The organism is Nocardioides renjunii (assembly GCF_034661175.1).
In the GTDB taxonomy this organism is placed as follows: Bacteria; Actinomycetota; Actinomycetes; order Propionibacteriales; family Nocardioidaceae; genus Nocardioides; species Nocardioides renjunii.
Window position 1 is genome coordinate 1445810 of sequence record NZ_CP141058.1, and the last position, 25072, is coordinate 1470881.

Genomic DNA, 25072 nt, shown 5'->3' on the forward strand with positions numbered 1-25072 from the left:
CTGCCTCAGCGACCGGACTCCGTATACGGCTGAGCGCCGGACACGGCCGCGCGGACGCGGCGGGCCGTGAAGTCGGCGGCGAGCTCGTCGACCTCGTCGAGGGTGCAGAACCGCACGTCGCGGATCTCGCGCTCCTGCATCACCACGTCCGCGAGGACGGTGGGCTCGTGCGTGCCCCCGTCGAAGACCAGGCAGACCGCGTCGTCCCAGCCGCCCCACGGGGGCAGCCAGTCGGTGAGCACGAGGTCGCCGGGCTCGATGACGAGGCCGAGCTCCTCCTCGACCTCGCGCTGCACGGCCAGCCGGGGCGACTCGCCGACCTCCACGACCCCGCCGGGCAGGTCCCAGTCCCGCTTGTAGGTCAGCTGGCACAGCAGGACCCGGCCCTCGGGATCGCGCGCGAGCATCTGCGAGATGGCGCGCTTGCGGGGCAGGAACGAGTTGAGCAGCGACCGGAACCCCTCCGGCTGGTCCACCGGCTGGTCGTCGCGCACCCGGGCGTACACGACGCGGTCGGCGACCTCGCCGTCCACGGTGAGCCCGCGGCTCACGCCTTCCTTGAGCAGGCCCGCCCACGTCGCCGCGCGCTGCGCGCCGCGGTCGTCGAGCGGCACCAGCGCCTCGACGCGGCTGTGCTCGACGAGTGCCGTCGCGACCTCGCGACGCAGCGCGTCGACCGTCGGCTCGCCCTGCCACTGGATCCGGGCCACGCCCTCGGCCACGGTCGTCACGTCGATCAGGTCACCCACCCGGCCACCCTAACGAGAGGTGGGTCGGGGGCCGTGTCCCCGCCTGTCCGTCCGACGATCAGGCGTCCCGGCGGAACCACACCGTGGCGAGCGGCGGCACCACGATGTCGGCGTACGCCGGCTGGCCGAGGTGGTCGCCCGCGGTGGCGGTGATCGAGCCGAGGTTGCCCACGCCGGAGCCGTGGTAGACCTCCGCGTCGGTGTTGAGGACCTCCGACCACGTGCCCTCCGACGGGAGGCCGAGGCGGTAGCCCTCGTGCGGGGTGCCGGCGAAGTTGGCCACGCAGACCAGGTCGGGGTGGCCGGGTGCCTTCCGCACGAACGAGAAGACGTTGCGGCCCGCGTCGTTGGCGTCGATCCACGCGAAGCCGGCGGGGTCGCTGTCGCGGCCCCAGAGGGCCCCGGACGCGGCGTAGGCGGCGTTCATGTCGCGCACCATGGCGTGGACGCCGGCGTGCTCGGGGTGCTCGAGCAGCCACCAGTCCAGCTCGCGGCTCTCGGCCCACTCGGACTCCTGGCCGAACTCGCAGCCCATGAACAGCAGCTGCTTGCCGGGGTGGGCCCACATGTAGGCGAGGTAGGCCCGCAGGTTGGCCAGCTGCTTCCAGCGGTCCCCGGGCATCTTGCGCAGCAGCGAGCCCTTGCCGTGCACGACCTCGTCGTGGCTGATGGGCAGGACGTAGTTCTCCGCGTAGGCGTAGACGAGGGAGAACGTCATCGCGCCGTGGTGGTGGCTGCGGTAGAGCGGGTCCTTGGCGACGTAGTCGAGCGAGTCGTGCATCCAGCCCATGTTCCACTTGAAGCCGAACCCGAGGCCGCCCTGGCTGGTCGGCCCGGTGACGCCCGGCCACGCCGTGGACTCCTCGGCGATGGTGACGATGCCGGGCACCCGCTTGTAGACCGTGGCGTTCATCTCCTGCAGGAACTGCACGGCCTCGAGGTTCTCCCGCCCGCCGTGCTTGTTGGGCGACCACTCGCCGTCCTCGCGGGCGTAGTCGAGGTAGAGCATCGAGGCGACGCCGTCCACGCGGAGGCCGTCGGCGTGGTACTCCTCGAGCCAGAACACCGCGTTGGCGTAGAGGAAGTTGCGGACCTCGTTGCGCCCGAAGTTGAAGATGTGGGAGCCCCACTCCTTGTGCCAGCCACGCTGGGGGTTGGGGTCCTCGTAGAGCGGCGTCCCGTCGAAGCGGGCCAGCGCCCACTCGTCGGTGGCGAAGTGGCCGGGCACCCAGTCGAGGATGACGCCGACGCCGGCCTGGTGGAGCCGGTCGATGAGGCGCTTGAGCCCGTCGGGGTCGCCGAAGCGCGAGTCCGCGGCGAAGTAGGAGGTGACGTGGTAGCCCCACGAGCCGCCGAACGGGTGCTGCATCACCGGCATGAGCTCCACGTGCGTGAAGCCGAGGTCGGAGACGTACGGCACCAGCGCGTCGGCGATCTCGTCCCACGAGTAGAGCTCGCCGGAGTAGTGCTTGCGCCACGAGGCGAGGTGCACCTCGTAGACCGACATGGCCTCCTCGACCGGCTTCTTGCCGCGCCGGGCCTCGAGCCACGCGTCGTCGCCCCACTCGTGCTCGGAGCGCCACACGATCGACGCCGAGCTCGGCGGCTTCTCGGCGAACTGGGCGAGCGGGTCGGCCCGGTCGCCCCACTGCCCGTCGGCGCCGCGCAGGCGGTACTTGTACTGCGCGCCCACCCCGACGCCGTCGACGTGGACGTGCCACACGCCCGAGCCGTCGAGCTTCGTCATGGGGTGCGCCGAGCCGTCCCAGCCGGCCCACTCGCCGGCGACCTGGACCTCGAGCGCGTTGGGGGCCCAGACACGGAACGACGTGCCCACGTCGGTGACCTGGGCGCCGAGGACGGTCCACAGCTCCTCGTGCCGCCCCTCGCCGATGAGGTGCAGGTCGAGCTCGCCGGGGGCGTGCGCGACGACGTCCTTGCTGGCGGTCGTCGTCGGGCTCGTCTTCGGGCTCTTCTTCGGGGTCTCGGTCACTTGGCTTCTCCCAGCGCTGCCAGCGGGATGGAGATCCATCCCGGTCGGTTGCGTGCTTCGTAGACGGCCTCGTAGACGACCTTGTCGGCGAGGTAGGCGTCGAGGAGCGTCGACGCCGCAGCGCCCAGCTCCTCGCCGCGCTCCGCGGTGTAGGCGTCGAGGAAGGCGGCACGGTTGCGTGCCGACCACTCCGCTGCCCGGTAGTCGCGCTGGTCGGCCTCGGCGCCGGGCTCGAGCCCGCCGCCGGTGAGGGCCACCACGCGCGGGGCGTAGTCGAAGGACCGGATCATCCCGGCGACGTCGCGCCACACCGAGTCGGGCCTGAGCCGCTCGGCGAGCGGCTTGGCGGGCTCGCCCTCGAAGTCGACGATCTTCCAGCCGCGCGCGGTGCGCAGCGTCTGGCCGAGGTGCAGGTCGCCGTGGACCTGCTGGACCTCGATGGCGTCGAGCTCGCGGAGGCGGCCGAAGGTCTCGCGCAGCCCGGTCGCGAAGGGCGCGAGGTCGGGTACGACGTCGAGCGCGGCGTCGAGGCGACCCTCCATCGCCGCGGCCAGGTCACTGACCGCCGCGGCGTCGCGGTGCTCGACCGGGAAGTGCTGCGCGAGGTCGGCGTGCACCTCCGCGAGTGCCGTGCCCAGGCGGGCCGCCTCACCGGCGAAGTCGCCGCCGACCTCGTCGGCGTGCAGGTCGGCCTCGGCGAACAGGTTGCGGACGCTGGCGAGGGCGAGGTCCCAGCCGTCGCTCGCCGTGCGCAGGAACTGCTGCAGCATCGCGAGCTGGATGGTGGTGTTGGTCTCCTCGTCGACGAGGTCCAACCAGCCGTAGAGGGAGGCGACGTGGGTGGAGCCGGCCTCGGTGAGGACCTGGTGGATCGCGATGTCGGGGTTGACGCCGGGCGTGACCTTGCGGAACACCTTCATCAGCGCGTCCTCGCCGAACGCCACCGAGGAGTTGGACTGCTCGCCGGAGAAGAGCGTCGAGTGGGCCTCGAGGTCGAGGTCGTGCCCGGGCAGGCTGTGGAAGTCGAGCACGCCGCGGGCCGTGCTCGTCGGGGGAGCGGCGAAGGCGCGCAGCCACAGCGCCATGGCCTGCTTGTCGTGCAGCGCGTCGTAGACGTGGACGTGGCCGAAGTCCGCGTCGTCCCACTCGCCGACCTGCGCGTGCTCGAGCCGCTCCTGCGGCTCGGAGTAGTAGGCCAGCGGCAGCTGGTAGAGCTCGGTGTCCCCGGCGGACCCGGCGTCGTCGCCCGCCGCGTCGTCCGACGGGGGCGAGGAGTACGTCACCTCGGCCAGCTCGATGGCGACCCGCAGCCCCTCGGGGGCGTCGGGCAGCTCACCCACGCGGCGCGTGCCGGTCAGCGACCAGTCGCGTCCCTTGCCGCCGAACCAGCGGGCCTCGGCGATCCAGTCCTGCAGTGCGTCGTTCATGATCCCTCCACACCCGAGGTCGTCGGCTCGGTCAGCCTGAGCCACAGGAAGCCGTAGCCACCCAGCGTCAGCAGGTAGGACAGCTCGCCGATGGCGGGGAACGGGACCCCGCCGAGCAGCTCGATCGGGACCATGCCCTCCCAGTGGCGCAGGTCGAGCTCGACGGGCTGGGGGAAGCGGGAGAGGTTGTTGACGCAGAGGATCACGTCGCGACCGTTGGGCCCGTCGTGCTCGCGGATGTAGGACAGCACGCTCGGGTTGGAGCCGCCGAGGTCGACGAAGTCGCCGAGCCCGAAGGCCGGGTGGCGGCGCCGCGCGTGCACGAGCCGGCGGGTCCAGTGCAGCAGCGAGGACGTGTTCTCCAGCTGCGCCTCGACGTTGACCGACTGGTAGCCGTAGACCGGGTCCTGGATCGCCGGCAGGTGGAGCTTGCCGGGCGTGGCGGAGGAGAAGCCCGCGTTGCGGTCGGGCGTCCACTGCATCGGCGTACGCACGCCGTCGCGGTCACCGAGCCAGATGTTGTCGCCCATCCCGATCTCGTCGCCGTAGTAGAGGACCGGCGAGCCGGGCAGGGACAGCAGGAGCGCGGTGAAGAGCTCCATCCGGTTGACGTCGTTGTCGAGCAGCGGCGCGAGGCGGCGGCGGATGCCGATGTTGGCCTTCATCCGCGGGTCGTGGGCGTACTCCGACCACATGTAGTCGCGGTCCTCGTCGGTGACCATCTCCAGGGTCAGCTCGTCGTGGTTGCGCAGGAAGATGCCCCACTGGCAGCCGTCCGGGATGGCCGGCGTCTGCTCGAGGATCTCCGAGATCGGGAAGCGCGACTCGCGGCGCACCGCCATGAAGATGCGCGGCATCACCGGGAAGTGGAAGGCCATGTGGCACTCGGTGCCGACCCAGCGGCCGTCCTCGGTCTCCTCGGGCCCGAAGTACTCCACCACGTCGGCGGGCCACTGGTTGGCCTCGCACAGCAGCACGCGGCCGGGGTAGTGCTCGTCGACGAAGCGGCGGCACTTCTTGAGGAACTCGTGGGTCTCCGGCAGGTTCTCGCCGTTGGTGCCGGGCCGCTCGTAGAGGTAGGGCACGGCGTCGAGGCGGAAGCCGTCGAGGCCCATGTCGAGCCAGAACGCCATCGCGTCCAGCATCGCGTCGTGGACCTTGGGGTTGTCGAAGTTGAGGTCCGGCTGGTGGTGGAAGAAGCGGTGCCAGAAGTACTGCTGGCGCACCGGGTCCCACGTCCAGTTGGACGGCTCGGTGTCGACGAAGATCACCCGGGCGTCCTGGTAGAGCTCGTCGGTGTCGGACCAGACGTAGAAGTCGCCGTAGGGGCCCTCGGGGTCGCTGCGGCTGGCTTGGAACCACGGGTGGGCGTCACTCGTGTGGTTCATGACGAAGTCGATGATCACCCGGATGCCGCGCTGGTGGCAGGCGTCGATGAACTCGTGGAAGTCCTCGACCGTGCCGCACTCGGGGAGGATGTTGTTGTAGTCGGCGACGTCGTAGCCGCCGTCGCGCAGGGGCGAGGTGAAGAACGGCGGCACCCACAGGCAGTCGACGCCGAGCCACTCGAGGTAGTCGAGCTTCTCGATCAGGCCCTTGAAGTCACCAGTGCCGTCGGCGTTGGAGTCGCGGAACGACCGGACCAGGACCTCGTAGAAGACAGCCGTCCTGAACCACTCCGGCTCCGCGTTGAGCACGGCGGTCGCCGCTCCGGCGTCCGTCGGCATCTGGGCTGAGGTGGGGTGGTCGGTCAACTGGTCCTCCTGACGGTGATGACGTGGGCAGGTTCGTAGCCCGGGTCGAGCCGGACGTAGTTGTGCTGGCTCCAGCTCCAGTCCTCGCCGGTGATCTCGTCGTGGGCGACGAACGAGTCGTGCCAGCCCAGGCCGAGCGCGCCCATGTCGAGGTGGATGATCGTCTCGCGGGTCCCGTGGGGGTCGAGGTTGATGACGCTGATGACCACGTCCTCGCTGCCGTCGGGCAGCGTGTGGCGCTTGCTGAAGACGAGCACCTGCTCGTCCTCGCTGGAGTGGATGCTGACGTTGCGCAGCAGCTGCAGCGCGGGGTGCTGGCGGCGGATCTCGTTGAGCCGGGTGAGGTAGGGCGCCAGCGTCGTGCCCTCGGCGTCGTGCCGGGCCCAGTCGCGGATCCGGACCTGGTACTTCTCGGAGTCGAGGTACTCCTCCGACCCGGGCTTCACCGCCACGTGCTCGAACAGCTCGTAGCCGGCGTAGACGCCCCAGCTCGGCGACCCGGTGGCCGCCAGGGCCGCGCGGACCTTGAACGCGGCGGGACCGCCGTACTGCAGGTAGGCGTGGAGGATGTCGGGGGTGTTGACGAAGAAGTTGGGCCGCATCAGGTGGTCGGACTCGTGGGAGACCTCGACGAGGTAGTCCTCGATCTCCCGCTTGCCCGTGCGCCACGTGAAGTAGGTGTAGCTCTGGTGGTAGCCGACGGCGCCGAGGCCGTGCATCATCGCCGGCTTGGTGAACGCCTCCGACAGGAACAGGACGTCCGGGTCCGTGCGCCGCACCTCGGCCAGCAGCCACTCCCAGAACGCGAGCGGCTTGGTGTGGGGGTTGTCGACGCGGAAGATCCGCACGCCGTGGGAGATCCACAGCTTGACGATCCGCAGCACCTCGCGGCAGATGCCGGCCGGGTCGTTGTCAAAGTTGATCGGGTAGATGTCCTGGTACTTCTTCGGCGGGTTCTCGGCGAAGGCGATCGTGCCGTCGGCGCGCGTGGTGAAGAACTGTGGGTGGGTGGTCACCCACGGGTGGTCCGGCGCCGCCTGCAGCGCCAGGTCGAGGGCCACCTCGAGGCCGAGCTCGCCCGCGCGGGCCACGAAGGCGTCGAAGTCCTCGAACGTGCCGAGGTCGGGGTGGATGGCGTCGTGGCCGCCGTCCTTGCTGCCGATGGCCCACGGTGAGCCGGGGTCGTCCGGACCGGGGGTGAGGGTGTTGTTGGGGCCCTTGCGGTTGACCTCGCCGATCGGATGGATCGGCGGCAGGTAGAGCACGTCGAAGCCCATCTCCGCGACGCGGTCCAGCCGCTCGGTCGCGGTGCGGAACGTGCCGGAGGTGACCTTGCCGGTCTTCTCGTCACGGGTGGCGCCCTCGGAGCGCGGGAAGAACTCGTACCAGCTGCCGAAGAGGGCGCGCACCCGGTCGGCGCGAAACCGGAAGGGACCGCTCACCGACAACAGCTCACGAAGGGGGTGCGCGAGCAGCACGGCGTCGAGCGCGGGGTCCTGCAGCGCCGCGAGGCGGGCGGCGACGGGGCGCTCCTGGTCGCTGGCCGCAGCGATGCCGCTGGCCACCAGCGCCTTGTCGGCCTTGTCGAGCTTGTCGGGGCCGGTGCCGGCCGCGACCCGCTCGAGGAGCACCCGCGCCTCGGTGAACATGAGCTCCACGTCGACACCCGCGGGGATCTTGATCCCGGCGTCGTGCTGCCAGGTGGCGATCGGGTCGGACCACGACTGGACCTCGAAGGTCCACTCGCCCTCGACGTCGGGGGTGACGTGGGCGACGTACTGGTTGGGCTCCTCGCCGTAGGGCCACATCCGCACGGGGGCCCGGCGCCGGCCTGCCGGGTCGATGGCGACGACCTCCGCGCCGAGCTGGTCGTGGCCCTCGCGGAACACCGCCGCCCGCACCGGCATCGGTTCGCCCACGGTGGCTTTGGCCGAGAGCCGACCGAGGTCGACGACGGGGGAAACATCCATCACGGGTATGCGTCCAACCATGCCCCCACACTTGCGAAGGTGGGTCGGCGACGCAAGCCGAGGGGGGTGCGGTCTCACCCTGTGGGGCGACCCACCTCCCAACGGGTTGGATCGATCCAAGAAATGCCCTAGCGTGCTGGATCGTGCGAGCGTTCAGACGATTCACGGTCCGTCCCGTCCTCCCCGAGCCGCTGGGGGCGCTGTCCGTCCTGGCGGCCAACCTGCGCTGGTCGTGGCACCCACCCACGCAGGACGTCTTCGCCTCGATCGACGCACGCCTGTGGCGCGAGATGGCCGGCGACCCGGTCCGGTTCCTCGCGGCCGTGGGCCGTGAGCGGCTCGACGAGCTGGTCGACGACGGCGACTTCCGCGCCCGTCTCGACGCGGCTCACGCCGACCTCCAGCGCTACCTCAGCGAGGACCGCTGGTACGCCCGCAAGGCCGGCGAGGGCGCGCCGCGCTCGATCGCGTACTTCTCCCCGGAGTACGGCATCACGTCCGTGCTGCCCCAGTACTCCGGCGGCCTCGGCATCCTCGCCGGAGACCACCTCAAGGCGTCCTCGGACCTCGGCATCCCGCTGATCGGCGTTGGGCTGTTCTACCGCCACGGCTACTTCAAGCAGGCCCTCGACCGCGACGGCTGGCAGCAGGAGAGCTACCCCGTCCTCGACCCCGACGAGCTGCCGCTGACGCAGCTCCGCGAGGCCGACGGGACCCGGGCGACCGTCTCGATCGCGCTGCCCGACGGCCCGGACCTGGTGGCCCGCATCCTCGTCGCGCAGGTCGGCCGCGTCCCGCTGCTGCTGCTCGACACCGACATCGAGGACAACAGCGCCCACTACCGCGACGTGACCGACCGGCTCTACGGCGGCAACTCCGAGCACCGGCTGCGCCAGGAGCTCCTGCTCGGCGTGGGCGGCGTGCGCGCGCTCCGCGTGTGGTCGCGCATCACCGGGGCACCCGCTCCGGAGGTCTTCCACACCAACGAGGGCCACGCCGGCTTCCTCGGCATCGAGCGGATCCGCGAGCTCACCGTCGACGACCAGGGCCCGCACCTCGACTTCGACACGGCGCTCGAGGTGTCGCGCGCCGGCACGGTCTTCACCACCCACACGCCGGTCCCGGCCGGCATCGACCGCTTCCCGCGCGAGCTGGTCTCGCAGTACTTCGGCGGCAACTCGCCCACCCCGGGCGTACCCGTCGAGCGCGTGCTCGCGCTGGGTGCCGAGGACTACGACGGCGGCGACGCCGGCGTCTTCAACATGGCGGTGATGGGCTTCCGCCTCGCGCAGCGCGCCAACGGCGTCTCGCAGCTCCACGGCCACGTGTCGCGCGGGATGTTCAACGGGCTCTGGCCCGCCTTCGACGAGGCCGAGGTGCCGATCACCTCCATCACCAACGGCGTGCACGGCCCCACCTGGATCGCCCGCGAGGTCATCGAGCTGGCCGCCAACCGCGGCGCCGACGTCGACGGCGACGACACCGACGCCCTGTGGCCGCTCGTGGACCAGATCGGCGACCGCGAGATCTGGGACCTCAAGCGCACGCTGCGCACCCACTTCATCGACGACGCCCGCGACCGGATGCGGCGCTCAGCGGCCAAGCGGGGCTTCGCGCCCGCCGAGACGACGTGGGTCGACACCGCGCTCGACCCCGACGTGCTCACCATCGGCTTCGCCCGTCGGGTGCCGACCTACAAGCGCCTCACGCTCATGCTGCGCGACCCGGCCCGCCTGAAGAAGCTGCTGCTCGACCCCGAGCGGCCGATCCAGCTGGTGATCGCCGGCAAGGCCCACCCGGCCGACGAGACCGGCAAGCGGCTCATCCAGGAGATGGTGCGCTTCGCCGACGACCCGGAGATCCGCCACCGCATCGCGTTCCTGCCCAACTACGACATCGCGATGGCGCAGCCGCTCTACCCCGGCTGCGACGTCTGGCTCAACAACCCGCTCCGGCCCTACGAGGCGTGCGGCACGTCGGGCATGAAGGCCGCGCTCAACGGCGGCCTCAACCTCTCCATCCTCGACGGCTGGTGGGACGAGTGGTACGACGGCAACAACGGCTGGGCGATCCCGTCGGCCGACGGGATCGACGACCCCGACCGCCGTGACGACCTCGAGGCCAACGCGCTCTACGACCTGCTCGAGAGCGAGGTCGTGCCGCGCTTCTACGAGACCAACGACGAGGGCGTCCCGCCCCGCTGGCTCGAGATGGTCCGCCACACTCTCAAGTCGCTCGGGCCCAAGGTGCTGGCCACCCGCCAGGTGCGCGACTACGTCCGCGAGCTGTACGCCCCGGCGGCGCACACCGCGCGCTCGCTCAACTCCGACTACGCCGGTGCGCGCACGCTGTCCGGCTGGAAGCAGACGGTCCGCGCGGCGTGGCCCGGCGTCCGGGTCGAGCACGTCGACTCCGAGGGCGTGGGGGACCAGGCCGAGGTGGGCGCCACGCTCACCGTCCGCGCCTGGGTCGCGCTCGGCTCCCTGACGGCCGACGACGTCGAGGTGCAGGTCGTCCACGGCCGGATCGGCTCCGACGACGTGCTGACCTCCACCCTCGTCGCCCCGATGGAGGTGCAGGAGTCCTACGACGGCAACCGGCACCGCTTCGACGCCACGGTGTCGCTCGCGCACTCCGGAGCCTTCGGATACACGGTGCGCGTCGTGCCCCGCAACGAGGCCCTGGCCTCCGTCGCGGAGCTCGGCCTGGTGGCGGCACCGGCCGAGCCGGCCTGACCCGCCCCCGGCCGAACCCCGTTGCGGTCGGGGGTCGCGGCGAGGACGATCACGCCATGTCCTCCGCCTCGTCCCCCTCAGCCCCCGCCGACGTCCTCGACCCCTTCCTCGCGGCCGCGGAAGCGGCGGCCCGGGCGCGTCCGGACGTCGAGGTCGACCTGGCTCGCGAGGTCATGGCCGAGGCGGCGTCGATGCTGCACGACAGCCTGGCCCTCGACGACCTGGACCCGCGCGACCGCGACGTCGTCGTGCAGGCCCTGGCCGAGGACCTCGCCTCGGAGGACCCCGGGGCGGCGGTGCGCGCACGGGAGACGGCGCTCGCCGGCGGCGACCCGACCCTCCACGACCCGGAGCGGGCGCGCGGGACGTACCTCGTCGTGCTGTCGGTGCTGCAGCTCTGAGCGCGGGGGCGTCGCGCCCGTCAGCCGAAGGTGAGCCAGAGGCCGACCGCGGTGGGGACGACCCCGAGCAGCAGCCACGGCGACACGATCGACTTGCCGTGGATGGCCCGGCCGGCCGCGACCGCGAACGCGCCGAAGATGCCTGCGATGACGTTGAGCCCGGCCCGCGAGGTCACGGGGGACTCGTCCAGCATCACGGCGGCGACGACGAGGCCGACGACGAGGTGCAGGATCGTGGTCACGGCGAGCGTCGACATCACCCACCGCTGCACGCGCGCGAGGTCGCGCGCGTCCTGCTCTGGGTCCTTGACGACCCGGCGGGGGGCGTTGAGGTCGAGGAGGTGTCCTCGACCCTTCTCCCGCCGTCGTGCGGGGACGCTGCTGGCCATGCCTCCAGTGTCTCAGGTCGACCGCGAGAAGCCCGCCTCGGGCAGACTGCGCAAGTGCGATCAAGCGCGACGCACCACGGTTCACGAGGGTGGTGGGCATGACGACAGCGGCCGACACCTTCGCCGCGTTCCTCGACGCCCTGGCCGAGACCCTCGACCTCGGCAGCGAGGAGCGGGCGCGGCGGCTCCACCTCTCGCGCTTCCACCTCGACCGGGTGGTGTCGGCGACGGGCGGCGAGCCGCCGGAGCGGATGCGGCGCCGCCTGCTGCTGGAGCGGGCGGCGTACCGCCTCGTGACCAGCGACCAGCAGGTGGTCGACGTGGCGTTCGAGGCGGGTTACGGCTCGCACGAGGCGTTCACCCGGGCGTTCGTCCGGGAGTACGGCGCTTCTCCGAGCTACTGGCGTCGGCGCCCCACCCGGACCCGGATCGAGGGTCCGAGCGGGGTGCACTTCCACCCACCCGGCGGCCTCCGGCTGCCGACATCTCGAGAGGTGACACCGATGGACCTGATGACGCGCATGATCGAGCACCACGTGTGGCTGACCGGTGAGATGCTCGACCGGGCCGCGCGCCTGGACGACGAGCAGCTCGACGCCCCGATCGAGGTGCCCATCGGCACCATCGACGACGACATGTCCATCCGCTCGGTCCTGGGCCGGCTGGTCGGCCAGCTCGCCCAGTGGAACGCCGCCGTGTCGCAGCGCTCGTACGACTGGGGCCAGGAGCGCGGCGTGTCGGTCACGACGCTGCAGCGCCGGCTCGCCGAGGAGGGGCCGGCGTTCCTCGAGCAGGTCCGCACGACGGTCGCCGAGGGCCGGCTCGACGACACCTTCGTCGACACGACCTGCGAGCCACCGCGGGTCTTCACCTACGGCGGGATGATCGCCCACGTGCTGACCTTCGCCGCCGTGCGCCGGCTGGTCGTACTGGGAGCACTGGAGAGCCTCGGCGTCACCGACCTCGACGCCGGCGACCCGGCGCAGTGGGTGGCGCAGCCCGCCTGAGGAGGCTCAGGTCTGCCGGAGCACCAGCACCGAGTGGGCCTGCAGGAGCAGGGTGCCCCCGGCGACCACGGGGGTGCCCTGCGCCACCTCGGCGTTGGTCGACAGCACCACCTCGCCGTGGTGGACCCACTGGTTGTCGGGCAGGACCAGCTCGACGTCCGACCCGCCGGCGTTGAGCCAGATCATGAAGGACTTGTCGTGGACCTGCTCGCCCCGCGGGCCGGGGGAGCGCAGCGGCGCGCCGTTGAGGAACATCCCGACCGTGCGGCACGAGTCGTCGTTCCAGTCGTCGGTCGACATCTCCCGGCCGCTGGGGTGCACCCACACCAGGTCCTTGATGCCGCCCCGGATGGTCGGTCGGCCCTCGAACCAGTGCCGCTGGCGCAGGGCCGGGTGCTCGCGGCGCAGCCGCAGGGCGGTCTTGGTGATCTCGTAGACGTCGAGCCAGGCGTCGTCGGGGCGCCAGTCGATCCACGAGGTCTCGTTGTCCTGGCCGTAGGCGTTGTTGTTGCCCCGCTGGGTGCGGCCGCGCTCGTCGCCGGCCGTCAGCATCGGCACGCCGCTGGAGAAGCAGAGCGTGGCCATGAGGTTGGCGGCCTGGCGGCGGCGCACCGCGATGATCGACTCGTCGTCGGTCTCGCCCTCGACGCCGCAGTTCCACGACCGGTTGTTGTCGGTGCCGTCGCGGTTGTCCTCGCCGTTGGCCTCGTTGTGCTTGTCGTCGTAGGACACGAGGTCGCGCAGCGTGAAGCCGTCGTGGGCGGTGATGAAGTTGACCGAGGCGTAGGGCGAGCGGCCGTCGTCGGCGTAGAGGTCGCTCGACCCGGCCAGCCGGGTGGCCACGGTGCGCACGCCGTCGGAGCGACCGCGCCAGAAGTCGCGCATGGTGTCGCGGAACTGGTCGTTCCACTCGATCCACGGCGGGGGGAACTCGCCGACGCGGTAGCCGTCCATCGACGCGTCCCAGGGCTCGGCGACCAGCTTCACGTGCCGCAGCACCGGGTCCTGGCCGATCGCGGTCAGCAGGTGGCTGCCCATGTCGACGACCTGGTTGGTGCGGGTGATCGCGCTCATCAGGTCGAACCGGAAGCCGTCGACGTGCATCTCGTTGACCCAGTAGCGCAGCGAGTCGAGGATCATCCGCAGGCTCTGCGTGTGTGTGCTGTCGACGGTGTTGCCGCAGCCGGTCACGTCCCAGTACGTCACGGGCGCGGGCGCCTGTCCCGGCTGCGGGGCCGGCGGCACGACGCGCTGGTAGTAGCCGAGGTCGTCGAGGCCGCGGAAGCTCAGCGTCGGCCCGAGCGGGCCGGCCTCGGCGGTGTGGTTGTAGACCACGTCGAGGATCACCTCGAGGCCCGCCTCGTGGAACGCCTTCACCATCTGCTTGAACTCGGTGACCTGCTGGCCGCGGTCGCCGGCGTGGGAGTACGCGTTGTGCGGGGCGAAGAAGCCGAGCGAGTTGTAGCCCCAGTAGTTGACCAGCCCTCGCCGGGCGAGCGCCGGCTCCGAGAAGAACTGGTGCACCGGGAGCAGCTCGACCGCGGTCACGCCGAGGTCGCGGAGGTAGTCGGTGACCGCGGGGGTCGCCAGGCCGGCGTAGGTGCCGCGCAGCTTCTCGGGCACCCGGTCGTGCAGCTGGGTCATGCCCTTGACGTGCATCTCGTAGATGACCGTGTCGCGCCAGCGCCGCCGCGGCGAGGTGTCGGTGCCCCACTGGAAGTCGTCGTGGACCACCACGCTGCGCGGCACGAACGGCGCGGAGTCCAGGTCGCTGCGGTTCTCCGGGTCGCCCACGACGTAGCCAAAGATCGCGTCGTCGGCGACCAGGTCGCCCGCGACCGCCTTGGCGTAGGGGTCGAGCAACAGCTTGGCGGCGTTGAACCGCAGGCCCGCGTCGGGCTTCCACGGACCGTGCGCCCGGTAGCCGTAGAGCGTGCCGGGGGCGATCCCGGGCAGGGCGCCGTGCCAGACGCCGAGGGAGTGCTCGGTCAGCAGGTGGCGCCGCTCGGCGCCGTCGTCGTCGAAGACGCAGACCCAGACGCTCTCCGCCTCGGGCGCGTAGACCGCGAAGTTGGTCGACTCGTGCGACCACGTCGCCCCCAGGGGGTAGTGGCGCCCCGGCCAGACCGACATGGTCTCGCCGTCGTGCTTCCACACAGTGGTCGTCTCGGGCGGGGTCACGCGGGTCATTGTGGTGGAGACGGTGCCGCACGGCACAATGCGGCTCGCACAGGTGCCGCCTCGCGCACATCGCACCCACGATGAGGAGCAGCCATGGAGTTCGTCTCGATCGACGTGACCGACGGGGTCGCCGTCCTGCGCCTGGACCGCCCCAAGATGAACGCGATCAGCGTGCAGGTGCAGGCCGACCTCCGCGAGGCCGCCGCCGAGCTCGGCGAGCGCGACGACGTACGAGCCGTGGTGATCTGGGGCGGCGAGCGCGTCTTCGCGGCCGGAAACGACGTCAAGGAGATGGCCGACCTGTCCTACGCCGACATGGTCAAGGTCTCCGCGTCCGTCAGCTCCGCCACCACCGCCATCGCCCGGATCCCCAAGCCGGTGGTCGCCGCGGTCAACGGGTACGCCCTCGGCGGGGGCTGCGAGCTCGCGCTCGCCGCGGACCTGCGCTTCGCCGCGGAGGACGCCGTCCTCGGCCAGCCCGAGGTGCTGCTCGGGATCATCCCCGGCGCCGGCGGCACCCAGCGCCTCTCGCGCCTGGTCGGTGCGTCGCGGGCGAAGGACATCGTGTTCACCGGCCGCTTCGTCAAGGCCGACGAGGCGCTCCGCATCGGCCTGGTCGACCGGGTGCTGCCCCCCGAGCGCGTGCTGGAGGAGTCGGTCGCCTACGTCTCGCAGTTCAGCGGCGCCGCCGCGCTGGCCCTCCGGGCCGCGAAGGAGTGCATCGACCGGGGGAGCGAGGTCGACCTCGACACCGGCCTGGAGATCGAGCGCCAGCAGTTCGCCGGGGTGTTCGCCACCGAGGACCGCACCCGCGGCATCACCTCGTTCGTCGAGAACGGACCGGGCAAGGCCACGTTCGTGGGTCGCTGACCCGCGGCGTCACGACCGACGGCCCGACGGGCCGACGACCCGACACCCCACCGAAGGAGACCGACCAGTGGCATCGAAGATCCGGGCGACGGTGGCCCAGCTCGTGTGGCTCGCCTGCGCGCTCGCGGCGCTGGTGCTGGCCCTGGGCGCGCTGCTCATCGCCCTGGACGCCAACACCTCCAACGAGCTGGTCGCCCTCGTCCTGAACGCCGCCGCGTTCGTGGACGTCGGGGTCTTCTCGCGCTCCGACGGCATCAAGGAGTTCCGCGGGCAGGGCGCCGAGGTGAAGAACGCGCTCCTCAACTGGGGTCTCGGCGCCGTGGCCTGGCTCGTCCTGGGCCGCGTGCTCGACCGCATCATCAGGCCCTGAGCCAGACGCGGGGGGGCGTCGCGCACGCACGACTCCCCGCTACCGGACGCTCACAGTGACAGTGTCACTGTGAGCGACCCCACCCGGTCTGCCATTCCGGTCCGGGTGAGCGACTTGTAACCTCGCAAGCACACCCGATTGCACAGGAGGGGCCGCGAGGCCACACCACCATGAACATTGTTGTCTGTGTGAAGTACGTGCCGGACGCGACGGCCGACCGCAAGTTCGAGGACGACTTCACGGTCGACCGCGTCGGGGTCGACGGACTGCTGTCCGAGCTCGACGAGTACGCCGTGGAGCAGGCCCTGCAGTTCCGTGAGAAGCGAGAGGGCGAGGACATCACCGTCACCGCGCTCACCGTGGGCCCGGAGAAGGCCGTCGACGCGGTCCGCAAGGCGCTGCAGATGGGTGCCGACTCCGCCGTTCACGTCTCCGACGAGGCGATCGCGGGCTCCGACTACGTCGCGACCTCGCTCGTGCTGGCCAAGGCCGTGGAGAAGATCAAGGCCGAGCAGGGCGGCGCCGACCTCGTCGTGTGCGGCATGGCCTCGACCGACGCCGCCGGCTCCGTGGTCCCGGCGATGCTCGCCGAGCGCCTCGGGCTCCCGCAGGTCACGCTGGCCTCCGTGGTGGAGTCGCAGGGCGACCAGGTGCGCATCAAGCGCGACAACGAGGGCTCGACCGAGGTCATCGGCGCGACGCTCCCCATCGTGCTGAGCGTGACCGACCAGTCCGGTGAGGCGCGCTACCCCTCGTTCAAGGGGATCATGGCCGCGAAGAAGAAGCCGCTCGAGACGTGGTCGCTGGCCGACCTCGGCGTCGACGCCGGCCAGGTCGGCCTCTCGGTCGCCTGGACGCACGTCGAGGACACCACGCAGCGCCCGCCGCGCACCGCCGGCGAGATCGTCACCGACGAGGACGGCTCGGGCGCCGGCGCGCTGGTCGACTTCCTCGCGTCCAAGAAGTTCATCTGAGCCGGCCGACACAGGAACTGGAGAGAGCCGAACATGTCTGAAGTCCTGGTGGTGGTCGACCACGCCGACGGCGAGGTCAAGAAGCCCACCTACGAGCTGCTCACGATCGCGCGCCGCCTCGGCGAGCCGGCGGCCGTGTTCTTCGGCTCGCCCGACAAGGGCGACGCCGTGGCCGAGAAGGTCAAGCAGTACGGCGCGGCGAAGGTCTACGTCGTCGACGACGCCGCGATCAAGGGGTTCCTCGTGGCCCCCAAGGCCGAGGCGCTGCAGCAGCTGGCCGAGCAGAGCAGCGCAGCCGGGGGACTGGCGGCGATCCTGCTGCCCTCGACCTTCGAGTACAAGGAGGTCGGTGCGCGCCTCGCCATCAAGATCGGCTCGGGCCTCATCACCGACGCCGTCGACGTCGAGGCCGGCTCCGACGGCGGCGCCGTCACCACGCAGAGCGTGTTCGCCGGCAGCTGGACCGTGCAGGCCCGGGTCACCCAGGGCACGCCGATCATCACCGTCAAGCCCAACTCCGCGGCGCCCGAGCAGGCCGAGGGTGCCGGAGCGGTCGAGGCCTTCACCGCGACCGTGTCCGACGCCGCCAAGGGCGCCCAGGTCGTGGCCACCCAGCCGCGCCAGTCCACCGGACGCCCGGAGCTGACCGAGGCCGCCATCGTGGTCTCGGGCGGTCGCGGCACCGGCGGCAACTTCGAGCCGGTCGAGGGCTTCGCGGACAGCCTCGGTGCGGCCGTGGGCGCCTCGCGCGCCGCGGTCGACTCCGGCTGGATGCCGCACGCGTTCCAGGTCGGCCAGACCGGCAAGACGGTCTCGCCGCAGCTCTACGTCGCCAACGGCATCTCCGGTGCGATCCAGCACCGGGCCGGCATGCAGACCTCCAAGACCATCGTGGCGGTCAACAAGGACCCCGAGGCGCCGATCTTCGAGCTCGTGGACTTCGGCGTGGTGGGCGACCTCCACCAGGTGCTTCCCGCGGCCGCCGAGCAGATCACCGCTCGCAAGGGCTGAGACCCGGCACCGCACTGCGAACGCCCCCGACCAGCAGGTCGGGGGCGTTCGTGCGTCCGGGTCAGCCGCGGTCGCGGCGCGCCGACCAGCGGCCGTCGCGTTCGCGGATCCGCACGGTGTAACCCCGGACGCGCCAGCCGATGTCGAAGGAGTCGAGTGTCGGCCCCGAGGCCTGGAGCGAGCGACAGACGCGCGACGGGGTCGGCAGCGTCGTCCTCGACAGGCGGGACCATCCCTGCGGCGTCGAGTGCTGGAGGACGGTCGGCCAGCCCTGGTTGCGCCCGGCCGACGTGAGGAGCACCGCTCCGTCCGGACCGTCGGGGACCGCGACGTCGCACCGGCCGGTCACCCCGCCCGGGAGCGACACGACGCCTCGCTCTCGCGAGATGACGTGGGTGCGGGAGCGCGCGGGGACGACGACGTACCGCCCGTCGGCGGAGATGCCGCGCGGGGTCCGACTGCCCTGCACCGCCCGCCAGATGGTGCCGTCACCGGTGGTGAGGGCGACCCGGCGCCCCTGGCCGCACCTCAGCTCGGCCACCAGCACCTCGATCGACTCCGAGGTCGAGGTGTCGCCCCAGTGGCACCAGCGGCCGGCGTCGTACACCGTGACGGGCGGGCTCCAGGACTGCGCGACCGGGTCGTAGGTCTGCGCCAGCAGCAAGCGGCGGTCGGGGGAGCCCAGGGCGAGCAGGGGCAGTCCGGGGGCGGTGAAGTACCGCTGGTCGAGCATGTTCCAGGTCTGCTCGAGGCCCGGGGCGTCGACGGGCGCGATCGCCGCGATGGTCCACGGCGAGGCCGGGTCGGCGCGGGAGATGAGGGTGCGACGGGCGAGCGAGCTCCGGCCGTCGGACCAGACCGTGTCGCTGTCGAGGTTGTCGAGGGGGGTGTAGCCGCACCCGCTGGCGGTCTCGAGGTCCTGCCGCGCCGGCACGGCATCGCCGGTGCGGGTCAGGACCACGAGACGGCAACCGTGCGGGAGGGAGACGGAGTAGAGGAACGAGACCTGCGCGGCGTCGGTGATGGTCGCCGTGACCGGCATCTCCTGGCCCTCGCTGTCCAAGGTGTGCTCGTCGAACCCCGCGGTCGACCGGGTGACGTAGCGGCCGTGCTGCGGCCACACGGCGTTCTGTCCGTCGGGGGAGATGCCAGGCTCGTCGTAGGCCTCGCCCTCGAGGGCGTACGACGACCAGGTGGCACCGTCGGGTGACCAGAGCGCGCGGGAGGCGGTCGGCACGTCCTCCTCGATGTAGGCGCCGTCGTCGCACCTGGCGATCGCGGCGACGGCGCCGTTGGCGGTGCGGGCGTCCACGTCGCCGCAGAAGAGGTTCCTCGTGCGCAGCACCTCCCGCCGCTCACCCCACGTGCCGGTGGTGGCGTCGCGTCGCTTCGCCCAGACCGCACGGTGGTCGTCCGCAGCCCAGATCCGCAGCAGGTCACCGTCGGCCACGGACAGCTCCACGCCACCGGGGACCTTCCGCGGCAGGTCCGGCGTCGATCTCGCCGCAGCCGTCGACCCCTGCGGAGCCCCTGCCGTGGTCGAGTCGGTGCGCATGGGGCCCAGGACAGCCGCTGCCACCGCGAGCGCGACGACCGCCCCCGTGATGCGAGACATGGATCGAGGGTAGGCCTTGGCGGCCTAGGCTCGGCGCCATGAGCAGCGAGGACGCCGTGCGCGAGGTGGCCGCTCGCGCCCGTGCCGCGAGCCGCGAGCTGGCCACGGCCACGCGCGCCACCAAGGACGCAGCCCTCCACGCCATGGCCGAGGCGCTCCTCGCCGCGGCGCCCCAGGTGCTCGCCGCCAACGCGGAGGACGTGGGGCGGGCCGAGGAGGCGGGCACGCCCGCCAACATCGTGGACCGCCTGCGCCTCGACGACAGCCGGCTCGCGGCGATGGCCCAGGGGCTGTGCGACGTCGCGGGGCTGCCCGACCCGGTGGGGGAGGTGCTGCGCGGCAGCACCCTCGCCAACGGCTTGGAGCTGCGCCAGGTGCGGGTGCCCTTCGGCGTCGTCGGGGTGATCTACGAGGCGCGACCCAACGTCACGGCCGACGCGGCCGGCATCTGCGTGAAGGCGGGCAACGCCGTCCTGCTCCGCGGCTCGTCGAGCGCCCGCTCGAGCAACGCCGCCGTCGTCGCCGCCCTGCGCGGCGCGTTGCCGGGCAGCGGCCTGCCGGAGGACGTCGTACAGCTCGTGCCGGGGGAGACCCGCGACTCCGTGACGGCGCTGATGCGCGCCCGCGGGCTGGTCGACGTCCTCATCCCGCGGGGCGGGGCGGGCCTGATCCGCAGCGTCGTCGAGGGCTCGACGGTGCCGGTCATCGAGACCGGGGTGGGCAACTGCCACGTCTACGTCGACGCGACCGCCGACCTCGAGCAGGCGCTCGCGATCGTGCTCAACTCCAAGACGCAGCGCACCAGCGTGTGCAACGCCGCCGAGTCCCTGCTCGTGCACGAGGACGTCGCCGACGAGTTCCTGCCCCTCGTCGTCGAGGCCCTGCAGGCGGCCGGCGTCCTGGTCCACGGCGACGAGGCGTTCGCGGAGTACGACGACGTGGTGCCGGTGACCGACGAGGACCACGCCGCGGAGTTCCTGGCGCTCGAGATCTCCGCCGCGGTGGTCAAGGACGTCGAGGGGGCGATCGAGCACATCCGCCGCTGGTCCTCGGGCCACACCGAGGCGATCGTGGCGCGCGACCAGGCCACCATCCGGCGCTTCGTCGCGGCCGTGGACTCGGCGGCGGTCATGGTCAACGCGTCCACCCGGTTCACCGACGGCGGGGAGCTCGGCTTCGGCGCCGAGATCGGCATCTCCACGCAGAAGCTGCACGCCCGTGGCCCGATGGGGCTGCCGGAGATGACGTCGAGCAAGTACGTCGTGGTCGGCGACGGCCACGTCCGCTGATGCCGGTAGGGTGGCGCCCATGCTGAGCACCGCCATCACGCTGGCCGCCGAGACCGCCGAGCACGACGCGCCTGCCGTCAGTCCCTACGTCATCGGCGCCGTGGCGCTCGGCCTGCTCCTCGTCCTCCTGCTGGCCGTGGTCTCCTTCGGTGGCGGGCGCGAGCACAGCTGAGCCGGGTCGACGGCGTGAGTGAGCCTTCCGCGGGCCGCCGGGTCGGGGTGATGGGTGGCACGTTCGACCCCATCCACCACGGCCACCTCGTCGCCGCCTCCGAGGTGCAGGCCTGGTTCGACCTCGATGCCGTCGTGTTCGTGCCGACCGGGGACCCGTGGCAGAAGAGCGACCGCGTGGTCACCGGTGCCGAGCACCGCTACCTGATGACGGTGGTCGCCACCGCGGCCAACCCGCGCTTCACCGTCTCCCGCGTCGACATCGACCGCGACGGACCGACCTACACGATCGACACCCTGCGCGACCTCAAGGGCCAGATGCCCGACGCGGAGCTGTTCTTCATCACCGGTGCCGACGCCCTGGCCGACATCTTCACCTGGCGCGACGCCGAGGAGCTGTTCGCCCTCGCCAACTTCGTGGGCTGCACGCGTCCCGGCTACGCCATGGACCCCGCGACGCTGGCCAAGATCCCGTCCGACCGGGTCACCATGGTGGAGATCCCGGCTCTCGCGATCTCCTCGACCGACTGCCGCGAGCGCAAGCGTCGCGGCGAACCCGTGTGGTACCTCGTGCCCGACGGTGTGGTGCAGTACATCGCCAAGCACGACCTCTACGCCTCCACGTCCGGCTCGTCCGGCTCGTCCCGCTCAACCAGCAAGGAAACCGCATGACTGCCACCGACCACGCCCTCGAGCTCGTCGCCGTCGCCGCCCAGGCCGCCTACGACAAGAAGGCCGACCAGGTGCTGGCCTTCGACGTGAGCGACCAGCTCGCGATCACCGACGCCTTCGTGCTGGCGAGCGCCAACAACGAGCGCGCGGTCGGCGCCATCGTCGACGAGGTCGAGGACAAGCTCCGCGAGCACGGCGCCAAGCCGATCCGCCGCGAGGGCCACAAGGAGGGCCGCTGGGTGCTGCTCGACTACGGCGAGATCGTCGTGCACGTCCAGCACGAGGAGGAGCGCTCCTTCTACGCGCTCGAGCGACTCTGGAGCGACTGCCCGCTCATCCCGCTGACCCTGACGTGAGGCGGCTCGTCCTCCTGCGCCACGGCCGCACCGCCTGGAACGACGCCGGGCGCGCGCAGGGGCACGCCGACGTGCCGCTCGACGAGCTGGGGGAGGCGCAGGCCAAGGCCGTCGCGCCGGTCCTCGCCGCGTGCCGGCCGGTCGCGGTGTGGTCCTCCGACCTCGCCCGCGCGGCCGGCACCGCCGCCGCGGTGGCCGCCGAGGCGGGACTCGCTCCCGTCCTCGACCCGCGGCTGAGGGAGTTCGACGTCGGGCCCCACCGGATGGGCCTGACCAACGAGCAGTACGCCGCCCGGCACCCCGAGGAGCACGCCGCCCTCCTCGCCGGCGAGATCGAGCGCATCCCGGGGCGCGAGACCGTCGACGACGTGCTCGGCCGCTTCCTGCCCGCGCTGACGACGTACGCCGACGGGCTGGGGGAGGGCGAGACCGGTCTCCTGGTCTCCCATGGTGCCGCCCTGCGCGCCGTCGTGCCGGCCTTCCTCGGCTGGGGCACGGAGCCGGCGGAGACGCTGGGCGTCCTCGACAACTGCGGGTGGGTCGAGCTCGAGCACGCGGCCTCGACGTGGACCGGCGGCATCGAGAGGTGGCGCCTCATCGCCTGGAACCGTGTCGTGACGCCGTGAGCGACCGGGCGCGGGACCCCGATTTCACCTCGCCGTCGCCGTCGGCTAATGTTCTCCGCGTTGTCCTCCAGCACCACCGGAAGACGATGTTGGGGCTGTGGCGCAGCTGGTAGCGCATCTGCATGGCATGCAGAGGGTCAGGGGTTCGAGTCCCCTCAGCTCCACCGACACGAAGGCGCCTCCGGGCGCCTTCGCTGCATTTCGGCGTCTTCCGCAGCAGTCCTCGGCCGGTGCATGATCGGCGGATGGCCGACCTGATGCCGCTCGCGGAGCAGGAGCGGAGTGACCTCCTCGGGCTCGCCGAGTCCCTGACGCCGGAGCAGTGGGCCGCCCCGTCGCTGTGCGAGGACTGGTCGGTGCGTGACGTCGTGACCCACGTGGTCAGCTATGACGAGCTGTCGGTGCCGCAGACGGTGACGACGTTCGTGCGCGGCGGCCTGCGACCCGCGACGGTCAACGAGGTCGCGCTGCGCCGGTACGCCGGGCTCGAGCCCGCCGACGTGGTCCGGCTTGTTGCGGCCTGCCGGCGTCCACGGGGGCTCCCGTCCGCCATGGGCGGAGGCATCGCGCTGACCGACGGCACGATCCACCACCAGGACGTCCGGCGGGCGCTGGGCATGCCGCGGGTCATCCCTCGGGAGCGCCTCGTGCCGGTCCTCGACTTCTCCCTGCGCGCCCCGACCCTGCCGTCGAGGAGCAACGTGACGGGGCTCCGCCTGGTCGCCGAGGACATCGGCTGGACCGCCGGCCACGGACCGGAGGTGGCGGGCCCCGGCGAGGCCCTGCTGATGGCCGCTGCGGGCCGGGCCGTCGCGCTCGACGAGCTGCGTGGGGAGGGGCTCGCGATCCTGCGTCGGCGTGTTGGCGGAACGGCCGCCGGGTGACACCATGCGGACATGACCGCGACTGACCTCTCCACCCGCACCAGCAGCGCCACGGCAGCGCACATCGAGACCACCGAGCGCTACGCCGCGCACAACTACCACCCCCTGCCGGTGGTGCTGGCGCAGGGCGAGGGCGCCTGGGTCATCGACGTCGACGGCAACCGCTACCTCGACTGCCTCGCGGGCTACTCCGCGCTCAACTTCGGCCACAGCAACGAGCGCCTGGTGGCGGTCGCGCGCGAGCAGCTGGGCAAGCTCACGCTGACCAGCCGCGCGTTCTTCAACGACCAGCTCAGCGGCTTCGCCGAGGCGCTCGCGCGACTGACCGGCAAGGACATGATCCTGCCGATGAACTCCGGCGCCGAGGCCGTCGAGACCGCGATCAAGGTGAGCCGCAAGTGGGGCTACGAGGTCAAGGGCGTCCCGGCGGGCCAGGCCTCGATCATCACGATGCAGGGCAACTTCCACGGCCGCACGACGACGATCGTCAGCTTCTCCGACGACGAGGTCGCCACGGCCGGCTACGCCCCCTTCACCACGGGCTTCCGCAGCGTCACCTACGGCGACGTCGACGCGGTCGCCGCGGCCATCGACGACACCACGGTGGCCGTCCTCTTCGAGCCGATCCAGGGCGAGGGCGGCGTCGTCATGCCGCCCGAGGGCTTCCTGCGCGACCTCCGCGCGCTGTGCACCGAGCGCAACGTGCTGATGATCGCCGACGAGATCCAGTCCGGCCTCGCGCGCTCGGGCAAGACCTTCGCGTGCGACCACGAGGACGTCGTCCCCGACGTCTACATCATGGGCAAGGCGCTCGGCGGCGGCATCTACCCCGTCTCCGCCATCGCGGCCGACCACGCCATCATGGACGTCATCACCCCGGGGTCGCACGGGTCCACCTTCGGTGGCAACCCGCTCGCCGCGGCGATCGGCACCGAGGTCGTGGCGATGCTGGAGGAGGGCACCTTCCAGGCCCGCGCGGCCGAGATCGGCGCGCAGATCGAGGCCGGGTTCCGCCCGCTCGTCGGCAAGGGCCTCATGGCGGTGCGCGTCCGCGGCGCGTGGGCCGGCATCGACATCGACCCGGCGCTGATGACCGGTCGCCAGATGTCCGAGGCGCTCATGGCGCGCGGCATCCTCGCCAAGGACACCCACGGCTCGACGGTCCGCTTCGCCCCGCCGCTGGTGGCCAGCGACGAGGACATCGCCGGCCTGGTCGACGCGGTCGCCGAGATCCTCACCGCCGGCTGAGCGCCACGTCCGGGCTGCCGTCGCCTCAGCGGTCCTCCTGCGTCACCTCGATGTCGAAGTCCCCGCCGTCCTCGAGCATCGTCAACGTCAGCTCGTCGGTCCCGCCGTCGTCGTAGCGCACGACGCAGTGGCCGGTGGAGCCCTTGGCCCTGCCCATCTCCTCGCAGTCCGCGGTCGTCATCCGGACCGATGTCCCGAGGGCCACCTGGTGCTTGTTGAAGGCGTTGCGGACCGCTAGGTCGGGGTCCCACTGGGCGCGCACGGGTCGCTCGCCGGGCAGGTCGAGCTGCCAGTAGGGGTAGGTCAGCTTGAGCAGCCCGACCACGGCCACGCCCGCCACGGCCAGCAGGCCCGCGCGGGATCGTTCGACCTGCGCCATC

The 25072-nt window shown here is 71.8% G+C and carries 23 protein-coding genes and 1 tRNA gene; 15 read left to right on the plus strand and 9 right to left on the minus strand.

The window, feature by feature from the left end; genetic code table 11:
- Positions 1-5 precede the first annotated feature (5 nt).
- The 5 genes from SHK17_RS06940 to SHK17_RS06960 all read right to left on the minus strand — a co-directional run bounded on the left by SHK17_RS06940 (position 6) and on the right by SHK17_RS06960 (position 7914).
- Positions 6-749, minus strand: a complete 744-nt coding sequence (locus tag SHK17_RS06940; protein WP_322921549.1) for an NUDIX hydrolase — start codon at positions 747-749, stop codon at positions 6-8.
- Positions 750-807: 58 nt separating this feature from the next.
- On the minus strand, positions 808-2652 hold the full coding sequence (gene glgB, locus SHK17_RS06945; RefSeq protein ID WP_405030406.1) for a 1,4-alpha-glucan branching protein GlgB: 1845 nt from the start codon (positions 2650-2652) through the stop codon (positions 808-810).
- 86 nt (positions 2653-2738) lie between these two features.
- Positions 2739-4169 (minus strand): maltokinase N-terminal cap-like domain-containing protein, encoded by a 1431-nt coding sequence (locus tag SHK17_RS06950; protein WP_322921551.1) that lies wholly within the window; start codon positions 4167-4169, stop codon positions 2739-2741.
- Entirely contained in the window at positions 4166-5896 is a 1731-nt protein-coding gene (treS, locus tag SHK17_RS06955; protein WP_322424719.1) for a maltose alpha-D-glucosyltransferase, read from the minus strand. The genes SHK17_RS06950 and treS overlap by 4 nt, the downstream gene beginning before the upstream one ends.
- A 23-nt stretch (positions 5897-5919) precedes the next feature.
- Positions 5920-7914 (minus strand): alpha-1,4-glucan--maltose-1-phosphate maltosyltransferase, encoded by a 1995-nt coding sequence (locus SHK17_RS06960; RefSeq protein ID WP_322921552.1) that lies wholly within the window; start codon positions 7912-7914, stop codon positions 5920-5922.
- A gap of 122 nt (positions 7915-8036) precedes the next feature.
- Between SHK17_RS06960 and glgP the strand changes: the two genes are divergently transcribed.
- Together glgP and SHK17_RS06970 are read left to right on the plus strand one after the other, a co-directional pair.
- On the plus strand, positions 8037-10628 hold the full coding sequence (gene glgP / locus SHK17_RS06965; protein WP_322921553.1) for an alpha-glucan family phosphorylase: 2592 nt from the start codon (positions 8037-8039) through the stop codon (positions 10626-10628).
- Between the two features lie 56 nt (positions 10629-10684).
- Entirely contained in the window at positions 10685-11029 is a 345-nt protein-coding gene (locus SHK17_RS06970) for a hypothetical protein (RefSeq protein WP_322921554.1), read from the plus strand.
- 20 nt (positions 11030-11049) lie between these two features.
- Here the strand turns inward: SHK17_RS06970 and SHK17_RS06975 are convergent, their stop codons facing one another.
- Positions 11050-11418, minus strand: coding sequence for a hypothetical protein (locus SHK17_RS06975; RefSeq protein ID WP_172270907.1), 369 nt, complete (start codon positions 11416-11418; stop codon positions 11050-11052).
- Positions 11419-11516: 98 nt separating this feature from the next.
- On the opposite strand from SHK17_RS06975, the gene SHK17_RS06980 reads away from it, so the two are divergent.
- The gene (locus tag SHK17_RS06980; RefSeq protein ID WP_322921555.1) at positions 11517-12425 is read left to right on the plus strand and encodes a helix-turn-helix domain-containing protein; all 909 of its coding nucleotides are present in this window, start codon (positions 11517-11519) and stop codon (positions 12423-12425) included.
- A 6-nt stretch (positions 12426-12431) separates the two neighbouring features.
- On the opposite strand, the gene glgX is transcribed toward SHK17_RS06980, so the two are convergent.
- Positions 12432-14615, minus strand: coding sequence for a glycogen debranching protein GlgX (glgX, locus tag SHK17_RS06985; RefSeq protein WP_405030398.1), 2184 nt, complete (start codon positions 14613-14615; stop codon positions 12432-12434).
- Positions 14616-14699: 84 nt separating this feature from the next.
- Here glgX and SHK17_RS06990 point away from each other — a divergent pair, with 84 nt between their 5' ends.
- The 4 genes from SHK17_RS06990 to SHK17_RS07005 all read left to right on the plus strand — a co-directional run bounded on the left by SHK17_RS06990 (position 14700) and on the right by SHK17_RS07005 (position 17831).
- Positions 14700-15476 carry an enoyl-CoA hydratase/isomerase family protein gene (locus SHK17_RS06990; RefSeq protein WP_322921558.1) on the plus strand — a complete coding sequence of 259 codons (777 nt, stop codon included), beginning with the start codon at positions 14700-14702 and terminating at the stop codon, positions 15474-15476.
- A gap of 67 nt (positions 15477-15543) precedes the next feature.
- The gene (locus tag SHK17_RS06995; protein ID WP_322921559.1) at positions 15544-15846 is read left to right on the plus strand and encodes a hypothetical protein; all 303 of its coding nucleotides are present in this window, start codon (positions 15544-15546) and stop codon (positions 15844-15846) included.
- 188 nt (positions 15847-16034) lie between these two features.
- Positions 16035-16820 (plus strand): electron transfer flavoprotein subunit beta/FixA family protein, encoded by a 786-nt coding sequence (locus SHK17_RS07000; protein WP_438862010.1) that lies wholly within the window; start codon positions 16035-16037, stop codon positions 16818-16820.
- A gap of 33 nt (positions 16821-16853) precedes the next feature.
- Positions 16854-17831 (plus strand): electron transfer flavoprotein subunit alpha/FixB family protein, encoded by a 978-nt coding sequence (locus tag SHK17_RS07005; RefSeq protein ID WP_322921560.1) that lies wholly within the window; start codon positions 16854-16856, stop codon positions 17829-17831.
- Positions 17832-17892: 61 nt separating this feature from the next.
- Here SHK17_RS07005 and SHK17_RS07010 read toward each other — a convergent pair whose 3' ends face one another.
- Positions 17893-19446: a hypothetical protein gene (locus SHK17_RS07010; protein WP_322921561.1), complete on the minus strand. Its 1554-nt coding sequence runs from the start codon at positions 19444-19446 to the stop codon at positions 17893-17895.
- A 38-nt stretch (positions 19447-19484) separates the two neighbouring features.
- Between SHK17_RS07010 and SHK17_RS07015 the strand changes: the two genes are divergently transcribed.
- The 8 genes from SHK17_RS07015 (at position 19485) to rocD (ending at position 24692) form a co-directional block, all read left to right on the plus strand.
- Positions 19485-20735 carry a glutamate-5-semialdehyde dehydrogenase gene (locus tag SHK17_RS07015; RefSeq protein ID WP_322921562.1) on the plus strand — a complete coding sequence of 417 codons (1251 nt, stop codon included), beginning with the start codon at positions 19485-19487 and terminating at the stop codon, positions 20733-20735.
- A gap of 19 nt (positions 20736-20754) precedes the next feature.
- Positions 20755-20907 (plus strand): hypothetical protein, encoded by a 153-nt coding sequence (locus tag SHK17_RS07020; RefSeq protein WP_172265519.1) that lies wholly within the window; start codon positions 20755-20757, stop codon positions 20905-20907.
- 14 nt (positions 20908-20921) lie between these two features.
- Positions 20922-21578: a nicotinate-nucleotide adenylyltransferase gene (gene nadD / locus SHK17_RS07025; protein ID WP_322424530.1), complete on the plus strand. Its 657-nt coding sequence runs from the start codon at positions 20922-20924 to the stop codon at positions 21576-21578.
- Positions 21575-21934: a ribosome silencing factor gene (gene rsfS, locus SHK17_RS07030; RefSeq protein ID WP_172270925.1), complete on the plus strand. Its 360-nt coding sequence runs from the start codon at positions 21575-21577 to the stop codon at positions 21932-21934. The genes nadD and rsfS overlap by 4 nt, the downstream gene beginning before the upstream one ends.
- Positions 21931-22560, plus strand: a complete 630-nt coding sequence (locus SHK17_RS07035) for a histidine phosphatase family protein (protein ID WP_322921563.1) — start codon at positions 21931-21933, stop codon at positions 22558-22560. Before rsfS ends, SHK17_RS07035 begins: the two co-directional genes overlap by 4 nt.
- A gap of 91 nt (positions 22561-22651) precedes the next feature.
- A tRNA-Ala gene (locus tag SHK17_RS07040) sits at positions 22652-22724 on the plus strand.
- A gap of 81 nt (positions 22725-22805) precedes the next feature.
- Positions 22806-23444 carry a maleylpyruvate isomerase family mycothiol-dependent enzyme gene (locus tag SHK17_RS07045; RefSeq protein WP_322921564.1) on the plus strand — a complete coding sequence of 213 codons (639 nt, stop codon included), beginning with the start codon at positions 22806-22808 and terminating at the stop codon, positions 23442-23444.
- A gap of 12 nt (positions 23445-23456) precedes the next feature.
- On the plus strand, positions 23457-24692 hold the full coding sequence (gene rocD, locus SHK17_RS07050; RefSeq protein WP_322921565.1) for an ornithine--oxo-acid transaminase: 1236 nt from the start codon (positions 23457-23459) through the stop codon (positions 24690-24692).
- Positions 24693-24717: 25 nt separating this feature from the next.
- Here the strand turns inward: rocD and SHK17_RS07055 are convergent, their stop codons facing one another.
- Positions 24718-25071, minus strand: a complete 354-nt coding sequence (locus SHK17_RS07055; RefSeq protein ID WP_322921566.1) for a hypothetical protein — start codon at positions 25069-25071, stop codon at positions 24718-24720.
- Position 25072 lies beyond the last annotated feature (1 nt).